General features: G+C 61.4%; 22 protein-coding genes. 10 read left to right on the forward strand and 12 right to left on the reverse strand.

Annotation, left to right across the window (positions count from 1 at the left end):
• Together AC1RQI_RS01375 and AC1RQI_RS01380 are read right to left on the reverse strand one after the other, a co-directional pair.
• On the reverse strand, window positions 1-540 hold a 540-nt coding region (locus tag AC1RQI_RS01375; protein ID WP_481903364.1), incomplete at its 3' end, for a transposase.
• A 201-nt stretch (window positions 541-741) separates the two neighbouring features.
• Window positions 742-1,170, reverse strand: coding sequence for an Lrp/AsnC family transcriptional regulator (locus tag AC1RQI_RS01380; RefSeq protein WP_481903365.1), 429 nt, complete (start codon window positions 1,168-1,170; stop codon window positions 742-744).
• Window positions 1,171-1,295: 125 nt separating this feature from the next.
• Here AC1RQI_RS01380 and AC1RQI_RS01385 point away from each other — a divergent pair, with 125 nt between their 5' ends.
• From AC1RQI_RS01385 to astB, 6 genes are all read left to right on the forward strand, one after another.
• Window positions 1,296-2,393: an arginine N-succinyltransferase gene (locus tag AC1RQI_RS01385; RefSeq protein WP_481903366.1), complete on the forward strand. Its 1,098-nt coding sequence runs from the start codon at window positions 1,296-1,298 to the stop codon at window positions 2,391-2,393.
• The gene (locus AC1RQI_RS01390) at window positions 2,383-3,192 is read left to right on the forward strand and encodes a 2-oxoadipate dioxygenase/decarboxylase family protein (protein WP_481903367.1); all 810 of its coding nucleotides are present in this window, start codon (window positions 2,383-2,385) and stop codon (window positions 3,190-3,192) included. The genes AC1RQI_RS01385 and AC1RQI_RS01390 overlap by 11 nt, the downstream gene beginning before the upstream one ends.
• A 217-nt stretch (window positions 3,193-3,409) precedes the next feature.
• Window positions 3,410-4,621 carry an aspartate aminotransferase family protein gene (locus AC1RQI_RS01395; RefSeq protein WP_481903368.1) on the forward strand — a complete coding sequence of 404 codons (1,212 nt, stop codon included), beginning with the start codon at window positions 3,410-3,412 and terminating at the stop codon, window positions 4,619-4,621.
• Between the two features lie 5 nt (window positions 4,622-4,626).
• Complete coding sequence (gene astA / locus AC1RQI_RS01400) at window positions 4,627-5,691, forward strand: arginine N-succinyltransferase (RefSeq protein ID WP_481903369.1); 1,065 nt, start codon at window positions 4,627-4,629, stop codon at window positions 5,689-5,691.
• Window positions 5,688-7,166: a succinylglutamate-semialdehyde dehydrogenase gene (gene astD, locus AC1RQI_RS01405; protein ID WP_481903370.1), complete on the forward strand. Its 1,479-nt coding sequence runs from the start codon at window positions 5,688-5,690 to the stop codon at window positions 7,164-7,166. The genes astA and astD overlap by 4 nt, the downstream gene beginning before the upstream one ends.
• A gap of 16 nt (window positions 7,167-7,182) precedes the next feature.
• The gene (astB, locus tag AC1RQI_RS01410; RefSeq protein ID WP_481903371.1) at window positions 7,183-8,526 is read left to right on the forward strand and encodes an N-succinylarginine dihydrolase; all 1,344 of its coding nucleotides are present in this window, start codon (window positions 7,183-7,185) and stop codon (window positions 8,524-8,526) included.
• Here the strand turns inward: astB and astE are convergent.
• From astE to AC1RQI_RS01440, 6 genes are all read right to left on the reverse strand, one after another.
• A complete protein-coding gene (gene astE, locus AC1RQI_RS01415) occupies window positions 8,517-9,533 on the reverse strand; it encodes a succinylglutamate desuccinylase (RefSeq protein WP_481903372.1) in 1,017 nt (338 codons plus the stop codon). The genes astB and astE overlap by 10 nt on opposite strands.
• A gap of 4 nt (window positions 9,534-9,537) precedes the next feature.
• On the reverse strand, window positions 9,538-10,260 hold the full coding sequence (locus AC1RQI_RS01420; RefSeq protein ID WP_481903373.1) for an ABC transporter permease: 723 nt from the start codon (window positions 10,258-10,260) through the stop codon (window positions 9,538-9,540).
• A gap of 3 nt (window positions 10,261-10,263) precedes the next feature.
• Complete coding sequence (locus AC1RQI_RS01425) at window positions 10,264-10,968, reverse strand: ABC transporter permease (RefSeq protein WP_481903542.1); 705 nt, start codon at window positions 10,966-10,968, stop codon at window positions 10,264-10,266.
• Window positions 10,969-11,037: 69 nt separating this feature from the next.
• Entirely contained in the window at window positions 11,038-11,790 is a 753-nt protein-coding gene (locus tag AC1RQI_RS01430) for a transporter substrate-binding domain-containing protein (protein WP_481903374.1), read from the reverse strand.
• Between the two features lie 153 nt (window positions 11,791-11,943).
• A complete protein-coding gene (locus tag AC1RQI_RS01435) occupies window positions 11,944-12,735 on the reverse strand; it encodes an ABC transporter ATP-binding protein (RefSeq protein ID WP_416635168.1) in 792 nt (263 codons plus the stop codon).
• Between the two features lie 284 nt (window positions 12,736-13,019).
• Entirely contained in the window at window positions 13,020-14,876 is a 1,857-nt protein-coding gene (locus tag AC1RQI_RS01440; RefSeq protein ID WP_481903375.1) for a methyl-accepting chemotaxis protein, read from the reverse strand.
• Between the two features lie 298 nt (window positions 14,877-15,174).
• On the opposite strand from AC1RQI_RS01440, the gene AC1RQI_RS01445 reads away from it, so the two are divergent.
• The 4 genes from AC1RQI_RS01445 (at window position 15,175) to AC1RQI_RS01460 (ending at window position 21,672) form a co-directional block, all read left to right on the forward strand.
• Window positions 15,175-16,353, forward strand: coding sequence for an acyl-CoA dehydrogenase (locus AC1RQI_RS01445; protein ID WP_481903376.1), 1,179 nt, complete (start codon window positions 15,175-15,177; stop codon window positions 16,351-16,353).
• Between the two features lie 23 nt (window positions 16,354-16,376).
• Complete coding sequence (locus AC1RQI_RS01450; protein WP_481903377.1) at window positions 16,377-17,600, forward strand: CaiB/BaiF CoA transferase family protein; 1,224 nt, start codon at window positions 16,377-16,379, stop codon at window positions 17,598-17,600.
• A 65-nt stretch (window positions 17,601-17,665) separates the two neighbouring features.
• Window positions 17,666-20,365 carry a DUF2339 domain-containing protein gene (locus AC1RQI_RS01455; RefSeq protein ID WP_481903378.1) on the forward strand — a complete coding sequence of 900 codons (2,700 nt, stop codon included), beginning with the start codon at window positions 17,666-17,668 and terminating at the stop codon, window positions 20,363-20,365.
• Window positions 20,362-21,672: a DUF3999 domain-containing protein gene (locus AC1RQI_RS01460; RefSeq protein WP_481903379.1), complete on the forward strand. Its 1,311-nt coding sequence runs from the start codon at window positions 20,362-20,364 to the stop codon at window positions 21,670-21,672. Before AC1RQI_RS01455 ends, AC1RQI_RS01460 begins: the two co-directional genes overlap by 4 nt.
• 79 nt (window positions 21,673-21,751) lie before the next feature.
• Here AC1RQI_RS01460 and pepQ read toward each other — a convergent pair whose 3' ends face one another.
• From pepQ to AC1RQI_RS01480, 4 genes are read right to left on the reverse strand one after another with little or no spacing between them, the layout of a single operon-like run.
• Complete coding sequence (pepQ, locus tag AC1RQI_RS01465) at window positions 21,752-23,050, reverse strand: Xaa-Pro dipeptidase (RefSeq protein WP_481903380.1); 1,299 nt, start codon at window positions 23,048-23,050, stop codon at window positions 21,752-21,754.
• On the reverse strand, window positions 23,040-23,957 hold the full coding sequence (locus tag AC1RQI_RS01470) for a LysR family transcriptional regulator (RefSeq protein ID WP_416635159.1): 918 nt from the start codon (window positions 23,955-23,957) through the stop codon (window positions 23,040-23,042). Before AC1RQI_RS01470 ends, pepQ begins: the two co-directional genes overlap by 11 nt.
• A gap of 51 nt (window positions 23,958-24,008) precedes the next feature.
• Complete coding sequence (locus AC1RQI_RS01475) at window positions 24,009-25,028, reverse strand: ABC transporter ATP-binding protein (protein WP_481903381.1); 1,020 nt, start codon at window positions 25,026-25,028, stop codon at window positions 24,009-24,011.
• A complete protein-coding gene (locus tag AC1RQI_RS01480) occupies window positions 25,025-26,023 on the reverse strand; it encodes an ABC transporter ATP-binding protein (RefSeq protein ID WP_481903382.1) in 999 nt (332 codons plus the stop codon). The genes AC1RQI_RS01475 and AC1RQI_RS01480 overlap by 4 nt, the downstream gene beginning before the upstream one ends.

Here is a 26,023-nt window from a genome sequence, read left to right on the forward strand (position 1 = left end):
GCTGTATACACCGTCTGCCCACCAGTAAACGTAGCGCTTTTGGCTCAGATCCCGCTGCTGCCAGTCGCGGTGTTCTTTCAGCCACTGGGCCTTGAGCCGGGATACCGTGTTCGCCGACAAGCCCTTGGCTTGCTCGCCTACCAGCGCACTCAATGCCTCCTGAAAGTCGCCGGAGGAGACACCACGCAGGTACAGCCAGGGAATAAGCTCCTCCAGGCTCTGAGCACGCTTGAGATACGGCGGCAGCAGTTGGCTGTTGAACCGGATCCCCGAGCCACTGCGGTCTCTGACCTTGGGCACCTGAACCTCAACGTCGCCGACGCCGGTCTGGACGGTTCGCTTGGGCAGGTGGCCGTTGCGAACTACCGCTTGGCGACCATCGGGTGTGGTGACATCCGCATACTGGCTCAGCATGCTCTCCAGCTCCGTTTCAACGGCCCGTGCGATCAGATCGCGGGCACCCTGGCGAATCAGCTCGTGCAGTGGGTCGTTTTGAGTCTGTTCTGGTTGTGAAAGAGCATGCAGGTTAGACTTGGACATGGCGTATCATCCCTCTGTTGGTTGTGATCTTGGCGGAGATCAACCAACAGGATATGCCACCTCTTCAGCCTGCTTCCATACACCAGAAATCACCATAACTCCTTCTTTGGGGCGCTGTACCGGATGGAGTGGGACCGAGCCTGATTCGCGGTCAGCGAACATGGCCCCGCTAGACCAAAAACGGACGTTTTCAGAAATCCGCTATCGACGGAACCGGGTTTCCAGCACGACTGCAGAGTTGGTCCGCTCCACCCCGTCCAGATTGCCAATGTCATCCAGAACGGTGCTGAGCTGCTCCAGCGACTGGGCCTCAACAATCGCGATCAGGTCGTACTCGCCACTTACCGAGTAGAGCTGGGTGACGTGATTGAGCTGCTCCAGCGCCGTGTTGACCTTCGCCGTCAGCTTCTGGTGCACCTTGATCGACACATGAGCCTCCACCCGCCGGGCCGCATAGTCACCGCCCAGCTGGACTGAGTAACCCTGGATAATCCCGCGGGTTTCCAGCCGTTCCATCCGGTTCTGGACTGTGGAGCGCGACAGGTTCAGGGCCCGGGCCAGGTCCGAGATGCTGGAGCGGGCATTGCGTCGTAGCAGCGCAATCAGGCGCTCATCCTGAGAACCAATCATATTGAGCAATAACCGTGTCAATTTGATTAATCATGGCATTAATCCGCTCATATTGAAACTACAATGTGGCATACGCAATGGCCATACTGGCGCCAACGTACTGAAAACGGCGCAGGAAATGGCTTATGATCATTCGCCCCATTACTGACAGCGATCTGCCCGCTCTGCAGGCCATTGCAGAGGAGTCTGGACCCGGGTTCAGCTCGCTGGTTGATGATCGCGTGTTTCTTGAGCAGAAAATCGCCCATGCCATGGACAGCTTCCGTCGTTCTGTGGACGCGCCGGACCACGAGGGGTATCTGTTCGTTCTGGAGGACCCGGAGACCGGCGACATCATGGGAACAACGGGCATCGAAGCGGCGGTGGGGCACCGCAACCCGCTTTATCATTTTCAGGTCTCCCGTGTCCGTCATCGCTCGCCGGAGCTGGGGCTGACCAGCCAGCAGGAGGTGTTGCATCTGTGCAATCACTACACCGGCTGCTCCGAAGTCTGCAGCCTGTTCCTGCGGCCGCAGTTCCGGCGCGCCAATGCCGGCCGGCTGCTCTCGCGTGTGCGGTTCCTGTTTATGGCTCAGCATCCGGAGCGCTTCGCCGATACGGTGATCGCGGAAATGCGCGGCGTTTCCGATGACAATGGCGAATCCCCGTTCTGGCGGGCCTTCCAGCGCCACTTTGTAAACCTTGATTTCGAGACCGTCACCCGGCTGGCGGGTCTGGGCCACACCCAGGCCATTGCCGACATGATGCCAAGCCACCCGATCTACTCACGGTTTCTGGATGACGCGGCCTGCCAGGCCATCGGTGAGGTCCATCAGCAGACCCGCCCCGCACGTCAGGTGCTGGAGTCAGAAGGGTTCCGGTATACGGGCTATGTTGATCCTTTCGATGCCGGCCCGACACTTGAGGCCCGGCGGGACGACATCCGCAGTATCCGTGACAGCGTCCGCTGCGCGGTCCAGCCGCTGGAGGAGGCCGACGCCACACTGGCACAGGCTCACGGAACGCATCATCACGAGACCATCGCCATCGCCAATGGCAGCGTGACCGGCTTCCGGGCCACGGTAACCGACCAGGCCATTTACCTGCCGCGCCACAATCGCCTGCTGGTGCCGGGCCACATTCTTGAGCGACTGAACTGCGCCAACGGCGATACCATTGGATTCACCCGCCTGAGCCCTGCGGCTCAGGCCACCATGCCACAGGAGGTTCATCATGCACTCTGACCGTCACACTCTGTTCCAGAAGCTGTGGGAGCACTACCTGACCGTGACCCCTTCGGCACAGGACATTCACCGGCTGCTGGGCGGCACCCAGGGCGGGGCGATCGTCAATGATCACATCGCCCTGCGCACCTTTAACCTTGATCCGGTCCGTCTGGACCGGTTGGCCGAGCACTTCCGGGTACTGGGTTATGAGCAGGGCGGCGAATACCATTTCGATGAAAAGAAACTGTACGCCCGCCATTTCCAGCATCCCGACCCGACGGCGCCGAAGGTCTTTATCTCGGAACTGCTCGTCGACCAATGCTCGCCAGCACTGCAGTCAATCGTTGGGGATCTCGTGGCCCAGGTTGATCCTGCGGCCGTGGACGCGGACGACTTTCTCTATTCCGGCGCCCACTGGTCCATTGATGAGGCCACATACCGGACTCTGCTTGAGGAAAGCGAGTACGCCGCCTGGATGGCGGCCTGGGGCTGGCGGCCGAATCACTTCACCGTGAGCGTCAATGCGCTGGAACAGTACACAACGCTGGCCTCGGTCAACCAGGCATTGAAGGACGCCGGCTACCGTCTCAACGATGCCGGTGGCGAGATCAAGGGGTCGCCGGAGGTGCTGCTGGAGCAGTCCTCAACGCTTGCCGACGAGGTGGAGGTCCGCTTCCGGGATACGACGGTCCGCATCCCAAGCTGTTTCTACGAGTTCGCCAAACGGTATCCGGACAGTGACGGCAATCTTTACGGCGGCTTTGTACCGGCCTCGGCGGACAAGATCTTCGAGAGCACCCATGCCGCCGAGCGTTAGGGCGCCGGCGCTGAAGGGAGTGGGCCCCATCGTCGGCCTGTCGCCCCATGTCAGCACTGAATGCCTCATTGTTACGCCCGTGCGCGTCTGTTGTTGGGAAAAGTGCTGATTGAAGGGCCGACGACAGGGCCTATCCTTTCGGGCACCGGTTTGGTGCGCTAACCTTGCGGCACTGGCCTGAATGAACAACCCATCCGAATAAGGCAACGACCCGACCATGACCAATACCACCATTACCCGCGAGATGTTCGACGACGTCATGGTCCCGAACTACGCACCAGCGTCCATGATTCCCGTCAAGGGGCAGGGCTCGCGGGTCTGGGACCAGGAAGGCAACGAATACGTGGATTTCGCCGGCGGCATCGCCGTTACCGCACTGGGCCATGCCCATCCGGAACTGGTTGGCGCGCTCACTGATCAGGCGAACAAACTCTGGCATCTGTCCAACGTGATGACCAACGAACCAGCGATCCAGCTGGCCCAGAGCCTGTGCCAGCTCACCTTCGCTGAGCGTGTCTTTTTTGCCAACTCCGGCGGTGAAGCCAACGAGGCCGCCTTCAAGCTGGCGCGTCGCTATGCCTGGCAGCACCATGGGGAGGGTAAGCATGAGATCATCGCCTTCCAGAACAGTTTCCACGGCCGCACGCTGTTCACCGTCAGCGTGGGTGGGCAGCCCAAATACCTCGAAGGCTTTGAGCCGGCCCCTGGCGGTATCCGGCATGGCGAATTCAATAACCTGGACTCGGTCAAGGAGTTGATCTCCAGCAGGACCTGCGCGGTGGTCGTTGAACCGGTGCAGGGCGAAGGCGGTGTTCTGCCGGCCGACCCCGAGTTCCTCAAGGGGCTGCGCGAGCTGTGCGATGAGCATGAAGCACTGCTGGTGTTCGACGAAGTGCAGTCCGGCGTGGGTCGTACCGGCCACCTCTACGCCTACCAGCACTACGGCGTCACTCCGGATGTTCTGTCCACGGCCAAGGCGCTCGGTGGTGGTTTCCCGGTTGGTGCCATGCTGACGACCGCCGACATCGCCCAGAGTCTCACGGTCGGGACGCACGGCAGCACCTACGGTGGCAATCCATTGGCCTGCGCGGTGGCGCAACGGGTGATTGATGTGATCAGTCAGCCGGATGTGCTCAAGGGCGTCCGTGAGCGCTCGACAACCCTCCGGGATGGGCTGAAGCGGATCGGCGACGAGTACGGGCTGTTTGAAGAGGTGCGCGGTGAGGGGCTGCTGCTCGGCTGCGTCCTTTCCGACGCCTGGAAGGGGCGTGCCAAGGAGCTCCTCAAGGTCGCGGCCGAAGAGGGCGTTATGGTCCTGGTGGCTGGTCCCAACGTGATTCGTCTGGCGCCCTCGCTGATCATTCCGGAAAGTGATCTTGAAGAGGGTCTGGCGCGTTTCGACAAAGCCGTGAAACGGTTCGTCGGGTAACGTCCATGCGCCTGATCCGCCCTTTGCAAGCCGATGATCTGGACGACCTCTATCGTATGGCGGGCAATGCCGGCAAGGGCCTGACGTCATTGCCCCCGGACCGGGACTTTCTCGCGCGCAAGATCGAGCGCGCCGAGGCCACCTTCTCTGGCCGCCAATCCGCCGATGCCGGCATGTATCTGTTCGCGCTGAGCGATGCCGACACGCATCAGTGTGTTGGCATCAGCGGGATCGAGGCCCGCGTGGGTCAGGATGAGGTGTTCTACAACTACCGCCTGAGCACCCACGTCACGGCGTCCCGTGAACTGGGCGTGCATGTGCGCACGCCCACGCTCTATCTCACCAACGACATGACAGACGCCACCGAGATCTGCTCCCTGTTGCTGGATGCGGATCACCGGGGTGGGGGGAACGGACTCTTGCTCTCCCGCTGCCGTTTCCTCTTCATGGCGGATTTCGGGGGGCTGTTTGCGGACAAGGTGTTCGCGGAGATGCGTGGCTACTCGGACGAGGACGGGCATTCACCGCTCTGGGAGTCCCTTGGGCGCCTGTTCTTCAACATGGACTTCGCCGAGGCGGATCGGCTGTCGGTTCAGGGCGACAAGTCATTCATCGCGGAGTTGATGCCCAAATACCCCATTTACCTCTCACTGTTACCGGCGGAGGCCCGTGCCGTGGTGGGCCAGGTGCATGAGGGAACGGCGCCGGCCCTGAAGATGCTCGAAGCCGAGGGCTTCAACTTCAATGGCCTGGTGGACATCTTTGACGGTGGGCCGCTGGTGGAGGCATTCCTCCACAATGTGCGGACAGTGCGTGAGAGCCTGCTGCGGTCGGTGACGATCGTATCCGATGCGTCGCGTCCGGCCGGTCCCCTGTCCTCGGCGGACCAGCTGATGGTGTCCAATCGCTCGTTTGCCGATTTCCGGGTGATCACCGTGCCACGCTCGGCTTTGATCTCCGGCCATCTTCAGCTCAATCCGGCCGAGGCCGACGCGCTGGTCATCGAAGAAGGCGACGTAGTGCGCGTATCGCCATTGAAAACGCCAACAACCGAAGGATCGTCATCATGACACACGAGCTTACTGGCAAAGCCCTGTTGGGCGCCGAATGGGAATCCGGTAGTGGTCCGGTGTTCCAATCCATCCAGCCGGTCAATCGTGAGGTGGTCTGGGAAGGCAACGCCGCTACGGCCGATGATGTGAATGCCGCTGTCAGCGCCGCCCGGAGCGCGTTTCCGGATTGGCGTCGCCGGTCCTTCGAGGATCGCAAGGCCATTGTGGAAGCCTTTGGGCGACAGCTGGAAGAGCACCGGGAGGATCTGGCCACGCTGATTGCCCGCGAGACGGGCAAGCCGCTCTGGGAATCCCGGACTGAAATCGGCGCCATGATCGGCAAGATTGCCATTTCCATTGATGCCTATCATGAGCGCACCGGCGAGCGGGTGAATCCCGCCCCGGTCGGGCAAGCCGTGCTCCGGCACCGGCCCCATGGTGTGGTCGCGGTGTTTGGCCCCTATAACTTCCCGGGCCATCTGCCCAATGGGCATATCATCCCGGCCCTGCTGGCCGGCAATACCGTCATCTTCAAGCCCAGCGAAATCGCTCCGGCCGTGGCGGAACTCACCGTCCGGCTCTGGCGCGAGGCCGGATTGCCGGACGGTGTCATGAATCTGGTGCAGGGTGAGAAAGACACGGGCGTGGCGCTGTCCGGCCATCCCGGCATCGACGGTCTGTTCTTTACCGGCAGTGCCACAGTCGGTCATCTGCTGCATCGCCAACTGGGCGGCCAGCCGGAGAAAATTCTGGCGCTGGAGATGGGGGGCAACAATCCGCTGATTGTGGACTCGGCGCCGGATCTTGATGGTGCCGTGCACCACGCACTGCAATCGGCCTTCCTCTCCGCCGGACAGCGCTGTACCTGTGCGCGCCGGCTGCTGGTTCGTGAGGGGGATGAGGGCGACCGTTTCCTGGAGCGACTGGTGTCGGTCGCTTCGAACATCACAGTGGGTGACTGGGATGACGATCCCCAGCCGTTCATGGGCTCGCTGGTTTCCAAAGCGGCCGCCGACCATCTGCTGGCGGGGCAGCAGCGGCTTATTGATGCGGGCGCCCGGCCCCTGCTGACCATGGAGCGCCAGGACGCAGGGCCGGCCATGGTCTCGCCGGGCATCATTGACGTCTCGAGCCTCGAGGAACAGCCTGATGAGGAGTTCTTCGGGCCGCTGCTGCAGGTGATCCGTTACCAGCACTTCGATGACGCCATCCGAATCGCCAATGACACGAGCTTTGGGCTTTCCGCCGGTTTGCTGAGCGAGGATCGCTCGCTGTTTGAAAAGCTGACCGAAGAGGTGCGGGCCGGCATCGTCAACTGGAACCGGCCGCTGACCGGGGCCAGTAGCGCCGCGCCCTTTGGTGGTATCGGTGCCAGCGGTAACCATCGCCCGAGTGCCTACTATGCGGCCGATTACTGTGCCTGGCCCATGGCCTCGCTGGAGGCTGAGCAGGCAACCCTGCCGGAGCAGACCGCGCCCGGCCTGACATTCTGATCACTCTGGAGCCGCTATGAGCCAGCCCGCCCAGGAAGCCAATTTTGACGGCATCGTCGGCCCCACCCACAACTATGCGGGCCTGTCGTCCGGCAATGTCGCGTCCCAGTCCAACCGCAACGCCGCATCGAACCCCCGTGAGGCGGCCCTGCAGGGCCTGGCGAAGATGAAGCGCCTGGCTGACCGGGGCTTCCTGCAGGGGGTTCTGCCGCCTCACGAACGGCCTCATTTGCCGACCTTGCGCCACCTTGGCTTTTCCGGGTCGGACGCCGACGTGCTGCGGCAGGTTTCACAGCACCAGCCATCCCTGTTGGCGTCAGTCAGCTCGGCCTCCGCCATGTGGACCGCCAACGCGGCGACGGTGTCGCCCAGCGCCGATACCCGGGATCATCGGGTGCACTTCACGCCCGCTAACCTGAACGACAAGTTTCACCGGTCGATTGAACACCAGGTGACCGGCCGTGTATTGACGTCGATTTTCTCGGACGAGGCCTACTTCGCGCACCACCCTGCGCTGCCGCCGGTCAGTGCGTTCGGCGACGAAGGCGCGGCCAACCACACACGGCTATGCTCGCACTACGGCGAGACCGGTGTGGAGCTGTTCGTCTACGGCCGGTCGGGCTTTGATGGAAGTGTCCCCAAACCGTCACGCTACAACGCCCGCCAGACCCTCGAAGCCTCCCAGGCGATCGCCCGGATGCATGGGGTGCATGATGGGCGGGCGGTGTTCGCACAGCAGAATCCGGCCGCCATTGATGCCGGCGTGTTCCATAACGATGTGATTGCCGTGGGCAACGGCAACACGCTGTTTTACCACGAGCAGGCTTTCCTTGATGAGCCGCGTCTGCTGGGCGATCTGAACGCCGCAATGCCCAACGCCGACCTGCGGACGGTCCGGGTACCGGCGTCGGAAGTGCCCATGGGCGACGCTGTGTCGTCCTACCTGTTCAACAGCCAGCTTCTGACCGGGCCGGATGGGGGCATGACCCTGCTGGTGCCCGGGGAGTGCCAGGAAACGGCCAGCGTGAAAGCCTATCTGGATCGACTGATGGCCTCGGATGGCCCGATCACGAACGTTGAAGTGGCCGACCTGCGCCAGTCCATGCGCAACGGCGGTGGACCGGCGTGCCTGAGGTTGCGAGTGGTGCTCACCGGCGACGAGATTGCCGCCATGCACGACGGCGTCCTGCTGACGGATTCGCTCTACAACCGGCTGGTGACCTGGGTTGAAGAGCACTACCGTGACGCAATCACCCCGGACGATCTGGCTGACCCGATGCTCCTGCAAGAAAGCCGCCACGCGCTGGATGAGCTGACCGGGATTCTTGGGTTGGGATCGCTTTACGAATTTCAGTGGTGAGTGTGATCTTCTTTCACCATTAACCCCACCCGATGCCCCTTGGGTACGTTCGGGTTTGGGAAGACGATGGCCTCTGATTGCTCCCCGACCCGGTATTCCGTTGTCCGATCGCTCCAGATGAGGGTGCCCGGTGGGTACTCGGTGAAGTTGGGCGTGTCGTCACTGACGTGGAAATGGAAATCGTCGCCGGTGTGAATGATCTCGTGGACGACTTCAAAACGGGTCAGTCTGCGGTCGGTGGCGGGCGCCGGTTCGCCACGCAGATGGCGGCGCAGGGCCCGGTCGATGCCCCGGAAGTCCTCGGGGTTGTTCTCTCCGAAGGGGCGGACCTTGCCCAGTTCAACGGTCAGGCTTTCGGCTCCCAGCGTCACCGCCGTGAACGCGGAGAAGGTGGTGGCGCCGGTGTGCTGGAGCAGGAGTGTGTCCACGTCCGCCTCCAGCAGGAAACGGCACTGGTCGTCGGTAATGGTGCGGTCCGGCACCCAGGGATAGAGTGCGAACTTCTCCCGGTAAGAGGGTCGGATGGCCGTGTGCAGATCATAGTGCACCAGGCGCTCGGCGCCTTCGGCAAATGCCAGACAGAACTGCTCCAGTTGCGCGGCCCTTTCGGTTTCATCGCACGTCCTGTAGTCCGGATGCTGGTGGGCGCCGCTGAACAGCCGGTTCATGTTGTACGTCACGAACCGCTGGTCGGCCACCATCGCCGGTGGGTTGCCGAGGATCAGCAATGTCGGGCAGGTGACCGGGAGGTCGCCTTCCAGGAGTGACTGTACCAGCTCATTGAGGATCTCGATGGGCGCGGTTTCATTGCCATGAACGCCTGCCGAGAGGATGGTGTGAGGGCCGGACACCTGTGCGGGGTGCACGCAGAGCACGCCGGTGCCCAGCCGTTCCAGCCGCCCTCCATCCGGCAGGGCGACATCGCCCCCTGCTGTTGTCAGGCCCGCATTGGCCAGCGTATGGCTGAGCCAGTCGGGGTGGTTCTCAAACAGCCCGGTGTTGGTCATAGCGTTACGGATTCAGTGGTTGCAGGTGGCGAAGCATTCTGCGCTCCAGCAGCTTGAAACAATAGACAATCAGGAACGTGAGCGCCATGTAGATCACCGCGACGGCGATGAATGCGACAAAGGGCGCATAGAACCGCGAGTAGATGTCCCGCGCAGCGCCGGTCAGGTCGACAATCGTCACCACGCTGGCGATGGCGCTGGCGTGGAGCATGAAGATGACCTCATTGCTGTACGCCTGCAGGGCCCGGCGGAAGGCACTGGGCAGAATGATTCGGCGCATGCGCAGCAGCCAGGACATGCCGTAGGCATGTGCGGCTTCGATCTCGCCGTGGGGGGTCGCCACCAGCGCGCCGCGGATGATTTCCGTGGTGTAGGCCGCCGTATTGAGGCTGAATGCCAGCAGGGCCGGGTAGAAGGGCTCCCGGAAGATGTCCCACCAGAACGTGCCCTGAATGCCGTCAATCTGCCCGATGCCGTAATAGATGATGTAGAGCTGGATCAGCAGTGGGGTGCCCCGGAAAACGTAGGTGTACAGCCACACCGGGCCGTAAACAAAGGGGTTTTTGGAAGTTCTCAGGATCGCCAGAGGCACCGCCACAAGCAGGCCAATGACCAGCGACAGAAAGACGAGCTGAGTAGTCGTGACCAGTCCATCCCAGTAGTGACCGACCGTTGTGGCGGTAAAGATGGCGTTCTGGTTCAGCAGGTCGGCTAGAAATTCAGGCATGGTTCAGGCGCCTCCCGCAACGCCGACATTGGCGTGTTTGTTCAGCCATTTGATGGCCAGCTCCGAAATGGCCGTCAGCGTCAGGTACATCGCCGCCACCGGAATGAAGAATTTGAAGGGGGCGTGCTCGGCCTTGCTGGCCTGTTCCGCGATGCGGACCATGTCGGAGAGGCCGATAATGGAGACCAGCGCAGTGGTCTTGAGCAGCACCTGCCAGTTGTTGCCCAGCCCGGGCAGGGCGTGGCGCAGCATCTGAGGAAACATGATGCGGAAGAAAATCTGTACCCGGCTCATGCCATAGGCACGACCGGCTTCGATCTGGCCGCTGTCGACAGCGAGGAAGGCGCCACGGAAGGTTTCCGTCATGTAGGCACCGAAGATCAGTCCGATGGTCAGGACGCCGGAAATGAAGGGGTCGAACTGAACAAAGAAATCGATCTCGTAATTGTAGTACAGGTAGTCGGACAACCGGTTCATCAGCACCTGCCCGCCATAGTAGAACAGCATCATCATGACCAGGTCGGGGATGCCGCGAATGACGGTGGTGTAGAAGGTTGCGACGCCTTTGGCTGCGCGGCTGCCAGAAAGTTTGGCGGCGGCGCCGGCGAGGCCGATAGCAAGGGCGAGCGCCAGCGAGGAGAAGGCCAGCTCGGTGGTAACGAGTGCCCCCTGGAGCAGTTCCGGGCCATAGCCTTTGAAATCAAACAGAAAATCGAGCATGGACGCGGTGATCCGTGACGGTGCGGGGCCGGCGCAGGGCCGGCCCCGGGGAGTGGTTTACATCTTGATGCTGTAGTCGAAGTACTTGTTCATGATGGTGTCGTAGGTGCCATCATTCTTGAGCGTCTTGAGAGCAGCATTGATCTTCTCAGCCAGCTCCTTGTCGCGCTTGCGCATGGCGACGGCTACGCCTTTGCCCAGCTTGACCGGCTTGCCGATGACCTTGAAGTTCTCCTTGCTGAGGAAGTACTGCTCGCCCACCGGGTAGTCCACGAACACCAGGTCGAGCCGGTCGCTTTGCAGGTCCAGCACCATGTCATCCGCGGTGGTGTAACGCTTGATCTCGACAATGTCACTCATGTTCTCGGTGACGTACTTGTCCATGGTGGTGCCGCGCTGCACGCCCACCACCTTGCCTTCCATCGCGGCCATGTCGGTGACGTCCACCTTGGTGTCCATCTTTCCGAACCAGGCGCCCGGGGTGATGTAGTAAGGCTCTGAGAACAGCACGCGCTTGGCGCGTTTTTCGGTAATGGACATGGAGGACATGATGAGGTCGTACTTGCGGGCGAGCAGACCGGGAATGATGCCGTCCCAGGCCTGGATCACGAACTCGCACTCACGCCCCATTTCGTCGCACATGGCGCGCGCAAGCTCGACCTCGAAGCCGGTCAGCTCACCGTCGGGCGTTTTATACTCGAAGGGTTCATAGGGCACATCAAACGCAATCCGTAGCGGGTTGTCCTGCGCCTGGGCCATGCCGGCCATCATGGCAAGAATGCAACCCGTGGCAATGAGCAGTTTTTTCATGTCAGAAACTCCGTCGTTTTGTTGTTGTATCAACCGTGTTGATGGGATTCGACGCTGCGGACGCAGCGCCGGAAACGCCGTGCACGCACAGCGGGTGAGGTGCACTGGACGAATCGTCGAAAAGCCTAGCAAGCATCGGGCCAGGTTGAGATATCACGCCGTCGACCGTTGCTTGAAGTTGGGAGCCAGGAATTGCTTCATGCGCTCGGAGGACGGGTTATCGATGACTTTGTCCGGTGAGCCCTGCTCCTCAATCTGCCCTTGGTGGAGGAACATCACCTGATTGGAAACGTTCCGGGCGAATGCCATTTCATGGGTCACGACGATCATCGTGCGCCCCTCTTCGGCCAGGTCCTGCATGACCCGCAGTACCTCCCCCACCAGCTCCGGGTCGAGTGCGGAGGTGGGTTCATCGAACAGCATAACCTCCGGTTCCATTGCCAGTGCCCGGGCAATCGCCGCCCGCTGCTGCTGGCCACCGGACATCTGGGCCGGGTAGTAATCCCTGCGCTCGTAAATGCCGACCTTATGGAGGTAGGCCTCAGCCCGCTCAATCGCTTCCTTTTTGGGCACCTTCAGAACGTGGACCGGTGCTTCGATAATGTTTTCCAGAACGGTCATGTGGGACCAGAGGTTGAAGCTCTGGAAGACCATGGAGAGCTTTGCCCGGACCCGTTCGACCTGACGTTGATCCGCTGGCACGCGGGTGCCTTTTCGGTTGGTCTTGAACTGAAGGGGCTCGCCGTGAAGGACGACGTCGCCAGCGGTCGGGGTTTCAAGCAGGTTGATGCAGCGCAGGAAAGTGCTCTTGCCGGAGCCCGAGCTGCCGATCATCGACACGACATCGCCCTTGCGGGTTTCCAGATCCAGGCCCTTGAGGACCTCGGTGTCCCCGAAGGATTTGTGGATGTCCCGGCAAACAAGCGGGGCACTGTCATCAGCCATGGAATGCTCCTGGTTTATTGGGGCAGGCGTCCGGCCCTGCCGTTATCATTTGTTTACCTTTGAAATATAGTCCGGTATGACCGCACACGAAAGCGGTTGCGGGCAATCGGACGCTGTCAGCCGGTTCCATGGCAACGCCAATTTTTTACGGATTGTGGCCCGAAAAATCAATGGTGATCCCATTTCCGGCCAAAATCATCGTTGTTTTGGCTACTTGCCAGACCGCGAGAGCATCGTCCTGTTAATCGTTCCGACCGGCGAACGCCTCGCATTGGAGGGTCGAATCACACCCGGAAACGCGATACCTGCTCTCTCAGGTCTTCTCCGAGGCGGGCCAGTTTTTCACTGGCGGATGAAACCTCATTGGCCGAGGCTGCCGATTGATCACTGACGTCCCGGATCTGGGTAACGCTGCGGTTAATATCCTCGGCGACCGAGGTCTGCTGCTCAGCGGCAGTAGCGATCTGACTGTTGTACTGCTGGATGTTTTCAACGGCGCTGGCCATTTCACGGATGGTCTCACCGGTCGACCTGGCGCTGTCGAGGGTCTGGTTGGCCAGTTTGGTGCCGGTTTCCATGTCGGTTACGGATTGGCTGGCGCTGGTGACCAGGCGCTCGATCAGCGTTTCGATTTCCGAGGTCGAGGTCTGGGTCCGCTGGGCCAGCGAGCGGACCTCTTCGGCGACAACCGAGAACCCTCGGCCGTTCTCGCCGGCCCGGGCCGCCTCGATGGCGGCGTTCAGGGCCAGGAGATTGGTCTGGTCGGCAACCGACTTGATCACATCGAGCACGGTGGATATGTTCTGGGTATCATTCTGCAGCGCCTGCAGGCGCTCCATGGTGGTGTCAGCCTGGCGGTTCAGGTCGGCGATGTAGGAGACGGTTTCCTCAACCGCCTTCTCGCCGGACGTGGACTTCTGGCTTGCCTCGTTCGCGGCGTTGAAGGCTTCCTCGGCACTGCGTGCAACATCGTTGACGGTGGAGACCATCTCGTTCATGGCAGTGGCGACCTGGTCGGTCTGGTCCTTCTGCTGGTTCACGCCCTGGCTTGTCTGCTGGGTAACCGTGGACAACTGGTCGGAAGACGACGCGATATTGGTGGCGGTCGTGTCGATACGCCCGACCAGTTCGCGCAGGCTGGTGACCATGGTGCCAAGGGCGTCGAGCAGCTGGCCGAGCTCATCGGTGCGGTTTGAGTCGACTTCCACGCGCAGATCCCCGGACGCCACACGGCTGGTTACATCCACCGCTTGTCGAACCGGCTGCATGATACTGCGGGTTAGACCCCAGGCGATCAGAACGGCGGCAACCAGTACGCCGATGGTCGTGGCGATAATTTCGGTGACGGCCGTGCTGCGGTCCCGTTCCAGCTTATCCATCTGGATCTCACGCAGTTCGACGGCCGTTTCAAGAGCCGATCGCGCCAGGGTGACAATCCGATCCTGAATATCCTGCGTGGCCCGAGTGGTACTGACCAGACTCTCGAAGGACGACACATAAGCATCGAAGGGGGCGCTCAGTGTCTTGCGCGACTTTTCATCAACCTGAATTCCGGCGATCTGGTCGGCCGCTTGGTCCTTCGCTGCGTTGAATGCGTTGAGTGCCCCCTCGGAGCTGGATGACGCATAATCCTGAGCGGCTGAGCGCATCGCCTTGAACGCGTCCGTCACCTTCCGGAACTGGAACCGTGACTTCAGGGCCTCTTCAAGCGCGGTGGCGTTGCTCTGAACCGCTTTGGCGGCCTGATGGCGGTCCTTAACGGCCTGCTGGAGCTTACTGAGCTGCGCCTGATAGTCCGCCACGCTGGATTCGAACGTATCCAGCCGCTCGAGATCCGCCGGCGCCACCAGCCGCTCGCGCAGCGACTGCACATGCTCACTGGCGTTGTCGGCCTTGGTGCGTGCCGCCTTCAGGTGCTGCCGCTCGCCGTGCAACAGAAAGTTCTTTTCCTCGCTGCGGGCTTCCAGCAGACTGGATTCCATGTCACTGACGATGGCCACCACGGTTGAGCGTTGACTGAACATGTCGAGTGCAAACAGCCCGATACCGGCGACCAGCATCGACATCAGAATCAGCAACGCGAAGCCGCTGCCAAGCTTGGCGGCCAGTGGCAGACTGGAATAGGAGCGGATCAGGTTCATGGTGTGCGACTCCTTGGGGCACTCCGAACGTAATACAGGAAGTATAAACGTATCAGGCGCTTCTCGAATCCCTGGGAGCCTGACATCATGAACCGGAGTCCGGTCGTTTGCGGCGACCTGTCCTTATTCGATTGGTGGCCCAGCAATGGCTGGTGCGACAGCGATCCCTTGTAGGTGCCGTGTGGGTTGGCCAGCTCTCAGAAAAAAAAGCATTTTGACGATTTGAAAAGAATGTCGATATTTTGAGGCGGTGTGATCCGCACAACCAATTGCCGCTAACCATTCAGGATCCTTGACGATGAGCCGTTTTAACTGGGACGACCCACTTCTGCTGGAGCAGCAGCTAACCGACGAAGAGCGCCAGATCCGTGACGTTGCCCACGACTACTGCCAGGAGAGATTGCAGCCACGTGTCCTGTCAGCGTTTCGTGAGGAGCGTTTTGATCGTGAGATCATGAGCGAGATGGGCGATCTCGGCTTGTTGGGGGCCACCGTCTCGCCGGACTATGGGGGAGCGGGCGTCAACCACGTCTCTTACGGGTTGATTGCGAGAGAGGTGGAGCGTGTTGACTCGGGTTACCGCTCGGCCATGAGTGTGCAGTCGTCGCTGGTTATGCATCCCATCGAGGCCTATGGCTCACAAGAGCAGAAGCAGACATATCTACCCAGGCTGGCCAGGGGCGAATTGGTTGGCTGCTTTGGGCTGACAGAACCTGACCACGGCTCCGACCCCGGCTCAATGGTCACGCGGGCCCAGAAAGTGGAGGGCGGCTACCGTCTCACCGGCACCAAGATCTGGATCACCAACAGTCCGATTGCTGATATCGCCGTGGTATGGGCGAAATCCGCCGCCCACGATGACGCGATTAAAGGCTTTATCGTCGAATCCGGCACTGACGGATTCAGTGCGCCGACAATTGAGGGCAAAGTGTCCCTTCGTGCCTCCATAACCGGCGAAATCGTGCTGGATGGCGCTTTTGTGCCAGAAGAGAATCTGCTGCCCAATGTCAGCGGCCTGAAAGGTCCTTTCGGTTGTTTGAACAAAGCCCGGTACGGCATCGCCTGGGGCACAATGGGCAGCGCTGAGTTCTGCTGGCATGCCGCCCGACAGTACACACTGGATCGGACGCAGTTCGGTCGCCCCCTGGCCTCTAACCAGCTGATCCAGAAAAAACTCGCCGATATGCAGACCGACATCACTCTGGGTTTACAGAGCGCCCTTCAGGTCGGTCGTTTGATCGACTGTGAAAACTGGGCGGCGGAGATGATCTCGCTGATCAAGCGCAATAACTGCGGTAAAGCATTGGATATCGCCCGCATGGCAAGGGATATGCACGGCGCCAACGGTGTGTCGGATGAGTACGGTGTGATACGCCATATGGTCAATCTCGAGTCGGTTAACACCTATGAGGGCACGCATGACATACATGCGCTGATCCTGGGGCGCGCTCAGACCGGCCTCCAGGCTTTCTTCTGACTCTATTTCGTTAGGTGTGCATCATGGCAGGTCCCTTGAAAGGTTTGCGTGTACTTGACCTCAGTCGTGTTTTGGCCGGGCCCTGGAGTACCCAGATCCTGGCGGACATGGGAGCAGAGGTCATCAAGATTGAGCGACCCAATCGTGGTGATGATACCCGTCATTGGGGGCCGCCCTGGTTTCAGGGAGACGATGGCTTTGAAACCCAGGAGTCTGCTTACTACCTTTCAGCGAATCGCGGCAAACACTCCCTGACGGTGGATATCAGTCAGCCTGACGGCCAGGAATTGATCCGCGAGCTTGCCAGCCAGAGCGATATCCTGGTCGAAAACTTCAAAAATGGTGATCTAGCAACGAAAGGGCTGGATTACGCGACGCTCTCGGCGCTCAATCCGGGCCTGATCTACTGTTCGATCACGGGCTTCGGGCACACCGGGCCCATGGCCGAAAAGGCGGGGTATGACTACCTGATCCAGGCTCAAGGCGGGCTGATGAGCATTACAGGGGCGGCAGACGATGAGCCTGGCGCCGGCCCCAAACGCGTTGGTGTGGCCGTGGCGGATCTGACCACCGGCATGAATGCCACCATTGCCATCCTGGGGGCGTTGCACCACCGGACCCAGACTGGCGAAGGGCAGCACATTGATATGGCGCTGCTCGACGTGCAGGTGAGCTGGCTCGCCAACCAGGCGCAGAACTATTTCTGCAGTGGACAACCACCCGCACGCACTGGTGATTACCACCCCAATCTGGTGCCTTACCAGCCGTTTCCCACTGCGGACGATGAGCAGATCATTATTGCCATCGGGAACGATGCCCAGTTCCAGCGTTTTTGCGACGCCATTGGCCTCGACGAGCTTGCCCAGGACCAGCGCTTTGCGACGAACGCAGAGCGAGTGAAGAACCGGGTTGAGCTCATCCAAGTACTGGAGAGTGTGACCAGAACACGCACGCTTAAACAGTGGACAGTGCTTCTTAGTGACATTGGCGTTCCCTCCGGCCCGATCCAGGATATCGGACAGGTTTTCGATGACCCGCAGGTCCAGGCGCGCGGCATGCAAGTGACACTTGACTCCGCCAACGGCCCGGTGGAAGGGGTGGCCAATCCGATCAAGTACTCGAAAACGGAGCTTGAATACCACAAGGCGCCACCTACCCTTGGGGAAGACACTTCCGCAGTACTCGAACGCGTGTTGCAAAAGCCCGCGAGTGAGATCGAAGCGCTCAGGGAAAAGGGCCTGATTTAGCATGTAACCCATGTGCCGGTTTTGAATAAAACATCAGGTCCCGGGACAGTCCAAAGAGGGAATGGATGGCGATATCACTGGGAATGGTTGGCGCGCTCATCGGCGTGCTGCTTCTGGAGGCTCCTGGCGGGCTGGTCATGGGCGCACTGCTGGGCTGGTTGTTGGGGTGGGTCATCCAGCTTCGCCGGCAGATGGAGCAGTTGCGCACGCGGTTGCAACAGCTGGAAGGCCAGCAGACACCCACCGGGTCGGATCCGGTGGCGCGGCAGCCGACCAGAGAGCCCGTCGAGGACGAAACAGCACCAGCCCCGGAACCGGCGCTGGAACCCGCAGTGGAAGAAACCACCGCCGCGCCTCGGGAGCCCCAGCCTGATGAGCCGGTTTTCAACCAGGGTGCCTGGCAGACCTCCAACACCGGGGCGTCTTCCGCCGGCAAGCCTGACTGGCTGACGTCTCTGGGACATCGGATCTGGGATTATCTGGTGGGCGGCAACGTGGTGTTGCGGGTGGGGCTGGTCGTTCTGTTTTTCGGGCTCTCTTTCCTGCTCAAGTACAGCGTGGATCAGGCCCTGTTACCCATTGAGTTCCGCCTCGCTGTGGTGGCGCTGGGTGGCATCGTGATGATCGGGGTTGGCTACTGGCTCAGTGGGTCCCGGTGGCTCTACGGGGTGCTGCTTCAGGGCGGTGGTGTGGGGATGATGTATCTCACGGTCTTCACCGCCCTGCGGCTTTACGAGCTGATGCCACCGGGGCTGGCGTTTGCGCTGCTTGTTGCGTTGTCCGTGCTTTTCGCGGCGCTGGCCATTCTGCAGGATGCCCGGGGTCTGGCAGCCTTTGCTGCCGGCGGCGGTTTCATGGCCCCGGTGCTGGCCTCCACCGGAGAGGGCAGCCATGTGCTGCTGTTCGGCTACTACGCCGTGCTCAACGCGGGCATTGTCGGCATCGCCTACTTCCGGGCCTGGCGTGAGCTCAACCTGATCGCGTTCATGTTCACCTTCGTCATTGCCACAGCCTGGGGCGTGGCCTCGTATGAGCCCGCGCATTATGCGTCCACCCAGCCCTTCCTGATCCTGTTCTTCCTCTTCTTCGTGGCCCTGCCCGTGCTCTTCGCCCGGCAACAGCCGCCACGGCTCAAGCAATACATTGATGGGACCCTGGTGTTTGGCGTGCCGCTGGTTGGTTTCGGTCTCCAGGCCGCCATGCTTGAGGATTACCCCCTTAGGCTTGCTTTCAGTGCGCTGGCCGTCGCGGCCCTTTATGTGGCGCTGGCGACCGCGTTATGGCGTCGCGAGGGAATGCGCCCGCTCGCCGAGGCCTTTCTGGCGTTGGGGGTTGTCTTCATCACGCTGGCGATTCCGCTGGCGCTGGACAGCCAGTGGACAGCGGCGGTCTGGGCGCTGGAGGGGGCCGGGCTGATATGGGTTGGCTGCCGGCAGGACCGTCTCCTACCCCGTGTCTCCGGGCTCCTGCTGCAGTTCGGTGCGGGGATGAGCTTTGTGATTGCGCTGTTGAGCGCAAACAGCTGGGGAGACGTGCCGGTGTTGAATGGCCTCTATCTGGGCTGTCTCATCATCAGCCTGTCGGCGTTGGCCTCGGGGTGGTTGATGCAGCGCGAGTCGTATCGGTGGGCCGCCGCGTGGAGCCGGGTGCTTCTGAGCTGGGGGCTGATGTGGTGGCTCGGTGGCGGCCTGGCCGAGATTGAGCGTCAGGTCGGTCATGACTGGTTCGTGGGTACGGCCTTGCTGTTTCTGAGTGCCAGTGCGGTTGCCCTGGCGCTGGTCTCGCGGCGGTTGGCCTGGCTGGAGCTGGGCTATCCGGCCATGGGGCTTTGGCCCGTGACGCTGTGGATTGCCCTGTCAATCCTGGAAGGGCGGCCGAATGGGCACTTTCTGGCTGGCAACGGCGGGCTTGGTTGGGCTGGATTCTTCGTGGCCCACCTGGTCCTTCTCAAACAAGCCCGCTGGCCCAAGGCGTGGCTGCGCGTCAGCCACAGTGCGGGTCTCTGCCTGCTTGTGTTGTTTCTGGCGGTGGAGCTGGGGTGGCTGGTCAGCGGCCTGGGCTCGAGTACCGTCCCCGGCGCCTGGCCAGTGGCGGCCTGGGGGCTGGTGCCCGCCCTGGCGATCCTGGCGATGGGCAGTAACAGGCCGGATCACCTCTGGCCCGTGGCCGCGTCGGTCGAAGGGTATCGGGGACCGGGGCTCTATCCGGTGATCGGGGTATCGGCACTGTGGCTGATTGCCGCCTATAGCCATCCCGGGGGCGCGAGCCCGCTGCCCTATATGCCGGTTCTGAATCCGCTGGATCTGGTGCAGGCGTTGCTGCCGGCGGCGGTAGCTCTCTGGTGGTATCAAACGGGGTACCGTTTCCTCGGGGAGAAGGCGACTAAGCCGATGCTTTCGGCACTCGGGATGGCCGGCTTCCTATGGCTCAATGCGGTACTGGCACGCGCAGTCCACCACTGGGGCGGAATCAGTTACACCCCGGAGGCGTTGTTCCAGTCCGGGGTGCTGCAGAGTGCCCTGGCGGTTGCCTGGGGCCTGTCCGCGATGCTGGTCATGGGCATGGCCCGGTCGCGCATGAGCCGGGTCCTGTGGCTGGTGGGCGCGGCACTGCTCGGGCTGACCGTTGCAAAGCTGTTCCTGATTGATCTGGCGGAGAGTGGCACGGTTACACGGATTATCTCTTTCATGGGGGTGGGTCTGCTGATGTTGTTGATTGGCTATATGGCCCCCCTGCCACCGGAGCGCTCGCGGGAGTCGACATGAGATACTGGCTTGGCGTGCTGTTGGCGCTGCCATTGTCGCTGGGCGCGGCACAGCCGGAACCGGATGATTTTGCTTACGGGTTGCGGTTGGCGGTGAACGAGGAGCGTCCAATTCAACGGTTGCGGTTGCCGGAACGGGTCTACCGGAACCTTACGCGCCGCGACCTCGGTGACATGCGTCTGTACAACACCGACGGCGAGACGGTGCCACACAATCTGCGCCACCCCGTCGCCGATTCCGGCAAGCCCGAGACCCGACCGGTTCCATTCTTTCCCCTGGCGGCGGAATCCCGGAAGGGACATGGGGCGTTGGAGCTGATTACCGATGACAGTGGCACCATACTGCGCCTGCAGGAGGATGAGCAGGAGCGCAGCGGTGCTGTGGGTGCTTATGTTTTCGATCTTACCGGCTTCGAGCAGCCGGCCATTGGCCTGGAGCTCACCTGGGAACAGGCTGATGGGGGTGGCCTTCTGGATGGTCTGGATCTCCACGTCAGTAACGACCTTCAGCAGTGGCGGCCCCTGGCTGAGGACCTGACGCTTGCCCGGCTGAGTTTTGAGGGGCACGAACTCGTCCAGGATCGCGTTGATTTTTCCGCCACCAATGGGCCCTATCTGCGGTTGCGCTGGCCCGAGGAGGCCGGGGCCCGGCTCACGGATGCCAGGGTGCTGACGGAACCGGAGCAGGCGAAACCCGCCCGGCAATGGCTGACGCTGGAGGGGGAGCCGGATCGGGAGGATCAGGACCAGCTTTTCCGGATGCCGGGCTATTTCCCGGTTGATCGTATCGACCTGGCCTTCCTGGAGGGCAACAACCTGGCCCGGGTTGCCGTGTCGTCGCGCCCAGCGCCGCAGGCTGCCTGGCATCTCCGGCATCGTGGCATGTTCTACCGACTGCACGCGGACAAGGCGACGCTGGAAAGCAACGCGGTGGCGGTGCGGCGGAATGATCACAGGTACTGGCGGGTCAGCGGCACGCGTGAGCCGGTACGGCTCAAGCTTGGATGGACACCTCATGAACTGCTCTTTCTGGCCCGTGGCGAGGGGCCCTATACCCTGGCCTTTGGAAGCACCCGCGCTGAAGGGGCGCCGGCACCGGTGACGCAGCTTCTGAATGATCTATCCAGCCTGGATCGGGAGGTCATCGCGGACGTCGAGGTCATTGGCGAACAGACCCTTGGAGGGGCTGCACGCCTCAAACAGGCCCCGCCGCCACTGCCCTGGCGGCAATGGCTGCTTTGGGGCGTTCTGATTGCAGGGGTCGGTCTGCTGGGAGGGCTGGCGCTTCGGCTGGCTCGCTTGAAGTAACTGTCAGCCCGAATCCCTCGTCATTCGTCCAGGGCCAGTGAGAACGGATACGCTCTACATTGCAACCTCGTCGGCTCAATCAATCCGGCAAGTAGGGGCGCGTGAGGTTTTGGGACCCTTGGGAGGTAACGACCACATTATCTTCAATACGAATGCCGCCACAGCCTTTCAGTTCATTGATGAGCGTGTGATTGAGGTGGCGCCCGTCGGCGCCATTGAGGAGCGGTTCCAGTAGCGAGGGAATAATGTATAGCCCGGGTTCAATGGTGATGGCCATGCCCTTTTCAAGAGACCGCGTCAGTCGCAGAAAGGGCGCGTTCTCAGGTGCCGGTACCGGCTTCCCGGCCACGTCGTGGACCTGGATGCCCAGCAAGTGGCCGAGGCCATGCGGGAAAAAGGCGCGCGTGATCCCGCGCTCCGTAATGGCTTCTTCGCTGAGCCCCTGTACCAGGTCGCTGCTTCGCAACAGCGCTGCGAGCCCCCAATGAGCCTTTTGATGCAGCTCGGCGAACTCGACCCCGGGAGTGACCGCCTCGCACAGTCTTTGCTGGAGTTGATCCAGTCCTCCAATGAGTGCCCTGAAACGCGCCTGGTCGGGCGCTCCGGTCGTTCGTGTAATGTCGGAACAATAGCCCCGGTAACGGACGCCGGCGTCGACCAGTAGGCTGTGCCGGCGTGGCGGTGGCGCCGTATCGTAGTGTTGGTAATGCAGTATGCCGGCGTTGTCGTTGAGGCCAATGATGCTGTGATAGGGCGCCAGGGCCTCCCGTTGGCCGGTGGCCTGTTGATACGCCAGATTGATGCCGAATTCACTGGCGCCATCCAGAAACGCCTCCCGGGCGGCCTGGTGGCCAGCTGCCGCGATCCGGTTGGCCTGTTTGATGCAGTTGATTTCGTAATCGCTTTTCACCAGGCGTAGTTCGTCAAGCGCTGCGATCAGTGACGGTGGGTTGGGGGCACCGGGTGCATTGGCAATCTGTGACGGGTCGCCGATGACGGCGAGTTGTCCCGGAAGATGCGTCGCGTCAGGCGGTTCCGGGGTCTGACTGCCTGAGACGGTGATCTCATGCGTCCAGGGTTCCGTCGGCAGGGTTGGGGGCGCATGCCAGAAGTCGTCTGGTGTATGAAGCCAGAGCCGGACGGTTCCATCCCTTTCGACCAGCAGCCAACTGTGCTCAACGCCTGTTAGACCGGTCCAGTGCAGGAAATGGCCATAACCGTGATGGTGATGGGCCTGGTCATCGGCGTAGCGCAGCGGTGCGGCGCCGGAGCTGATCAGGACGCCCCCGTAGCCCAGTTGTTTCAGGACGTCCACGTAAGCCGCCTTGAGTTGCTTTATATGGTCGGCTTGCTGTACGGCAATGGCATCATTGGTCATTCTGGTATTCCAGTTCGTTCCATAGGGTTAGGACGTCTTCCGAGCGGGGAGTTCGGAGGCGGATCAGGCGGATATCGACATGAACATCCCACTGTGAATCCCCGGCGCGGGCAAGCTGGCCGTACTGAAGGTTGGTTTTGCCCATCCGGTACGGCAGCCAACCCATGCCGAAGCCCTGTTTGACCAGGGTTTTGATACTGGCTGAGTGGCTGTTCTCGTTCAGGGGAAACAGGTGCGCCTGCTGCGGACACAGGCTCAGCTCTTCCTGGATGGCCGAGGCCAGAAAGCCTCGCGAGTGGTACGAGATGGTCGGCACGGGCTGATCCGCGGTTCCGGGCAACGCGAACCGCGGTGAGCCGTCCTCCTGGGCGATGGAAAAAGGCGTGATCTGTTCCCGCCCAAGGGTGAGCCAAGCGTAGTGCTCGGGATCGAGGCGTTGTTGCAAGGGCAGGTGCCGGTGCCAGTAACACAGCACCAGGTCGACGTCGCCGGCGTCCAGGGCATCCAGAAAGTCTTTACCAACCCAGTTGGTGGATTCGAGGTTGATGGCCAGGCGCTCGCGTAATCCGGTCTGATCGGCCCAAGTCTGGAAGAAATGGGAAAACAGACCCTGTGTGGAACCGACACTGATGCGGCGACTGGCCGCTTCCTCCATCGCGGCGATGCGGTCACGAGTCTGGCGCAGGTCACGCGTCATTCGCTCGCACATATCGCGGAACTGCTCCCCGGCCGGTGTCAGTGACAGCGGAAGCGTTTGACGGTTAATCAGGGTCGTGCCCATCGTTTCCTCCAGAATCCTGATGCGGCGACTGAAGGTTGGCTGACTGACATGTCGGCTTTCGGCGGCACGAGAAAAATGCCGTGTTCGCGCCAGCGCGAGGAAGTCTTCAAGCCAGCGTATTTCCATAGTAGTGTTACCCGCTCGTCTGCCTGTGTTGTGCTGTGTCAGCGGCCAACACTATAGACGATCTTCCTCGACGGCGTGGCAGGCGACCCTGGCCCCGGTGTCGGTGGTGATCAGCTCAGGGACCTCGGTCCGGCAGCGCTCATTGGCATACGGGCAGCGGCCATGGAAAACACACCCGGACGGTAACTCGACTGGTGTGGAGACTTCGCCGTGCAGGCGGATGTGGTTGGGGCGGTCATCTTCCAGTCGGGGGATGGCGGACAGCAGTGCCTGTGTGTAGGGGTGGCGCGGGCTTTCGAACAGGGTCTGGGTTTCGGCCAGTTCGCAGACCGTGCCCAGGTACATGACGGCAACCCGGGTGCCAAAGTGCTCGACGACTGACAGGTCATGCGTGATGAACAGATACGTCAGGTTGCGTTTTTCCTGGGCCTCCATCAAAAGATTCAGAACCTGAGCCTGTATCGACACATCCAGCGCCGAAATGGGTTCATCGGCCACGATGAACTCCGGATCAACCGCCAGCGCGCGGGCGATGGAGATCCTCTGGCGTTGCCCGCCGGAGAACTCGTGCCCGAGGCGTTTCCCCCAGTCGGCGCCAATGCCAACCGATTCCATGACGCTTGCCACTTTCTCGCGGACGGCACCAATCGACCAGTCAGGGTAATGAAAGCGTATGGGTTCCTCCAGGGTTTGCTGGATCGTCATACGCGGATTCAGCGACGCATAGGGGTTCTGGAAGATCATCTGCATCCGCCGCCGATAGGGGAGTGCGGACTTCCCGTCCAGGTTATCAATACGTTGTCCATCGTAATAAACGCCGCCTCCCGAAGGGGAGAGCAGGCCCATGACGGTTCGTGCCACCGTGGACTTGCCGCAGCCGGACTCTCCGACCACGCAGAGTGCTTCGCCTCTGCGCACGTCCAGACTGACATCGTTGATCGCGTGAACGAATTCCCGGTGACGCTCGATACGGCCCTTTTTAAAACGCAGCTGCTCAAGAAGATTCCCGGACAGATCGAAGCGTTTCTCCAGGTTGCGGATTTCGACGAGTGGGTTGGCCTGGGCGTTCATGGATGGGTCTCCCGCTGGTGCGTTTCGGCCTCAATCAGTTCCTGGACCTCGTGGCACGCTACTTCTATGTTGCCGGACTGGACATAGTCCGGCATGTTGCTCCGGCACTGCTCCGTGGCGAACTGGCAGCGCGGATGGAACGGGCACCCCGGAGGAATGTGGTTCAGCGATGGCATGGTGCCGGGGATCTGGTAGAGCAGGCTGCCCGGTTCGCCCATCTGGGGCAGGGCATCGATCAGTCCCTGCGTGTAGGGGTGCTGGGCGTCGTTGATGATTTCTTTCGTCGGCCCCTGCTCAATGATGCGGCCGGCGTACATGACCAACATGCGCTGGGTGACCTGTGAGACGACGCCAAGGTCATGGGTGATCAGCATCAATGCGACATGATGCTGTTCGCACAGTTCCAGCAGCAGCTCCATGATTTCCGCCTGGATGGTGACATCCAGGGCGGTGGTCGGCTCGTCCGCGATGATCACGTCCGGGTCCAGCAACAGGGCGATCGCGATGATCACGCGCTGGCGCATCCCGCCCGAAAGCTCATGCGGATACTGATCCAAACGCTTGTCCGGTGATGGAATCTGGACCTGTTTGAGCCGGTCCAGCGCGATCTGCCGGGCGGCTTTACGGCTGATGCGCTGATGCGCCTGAAGCGCCTCGATCATCTGGGTTTCGATGGTCAGAACCGGGTTCAGCGTCATCATCGGGTCCTGGAAGATCATGGCGATGCGGTTGCCGCGGATCTTGCGGATTTCGCGCTCGCTCATGGCGGCCAGGTCACGCCCTTCGAACAGAATCTGGCCGCCAGCCAGGTAGCCCGGCTGTGCGGTCAGGTTCAGGATGGAGAAGGCCGCCACTGACTTGCCAGCGCCGGACTCACCTACCAGTCCCAGCCGTTCGCCCCGATCGAGCGAAAAACTGATTTCCCGCAGGGCGTTCAGGTCACCGCCACGCACCGCGAAGCGGATGTCGAGGTTTTTGACGTCCAATAATGCCAT

It is taken from the genome of Salicola sp. AFF1 (assembly GCF_056783195.1).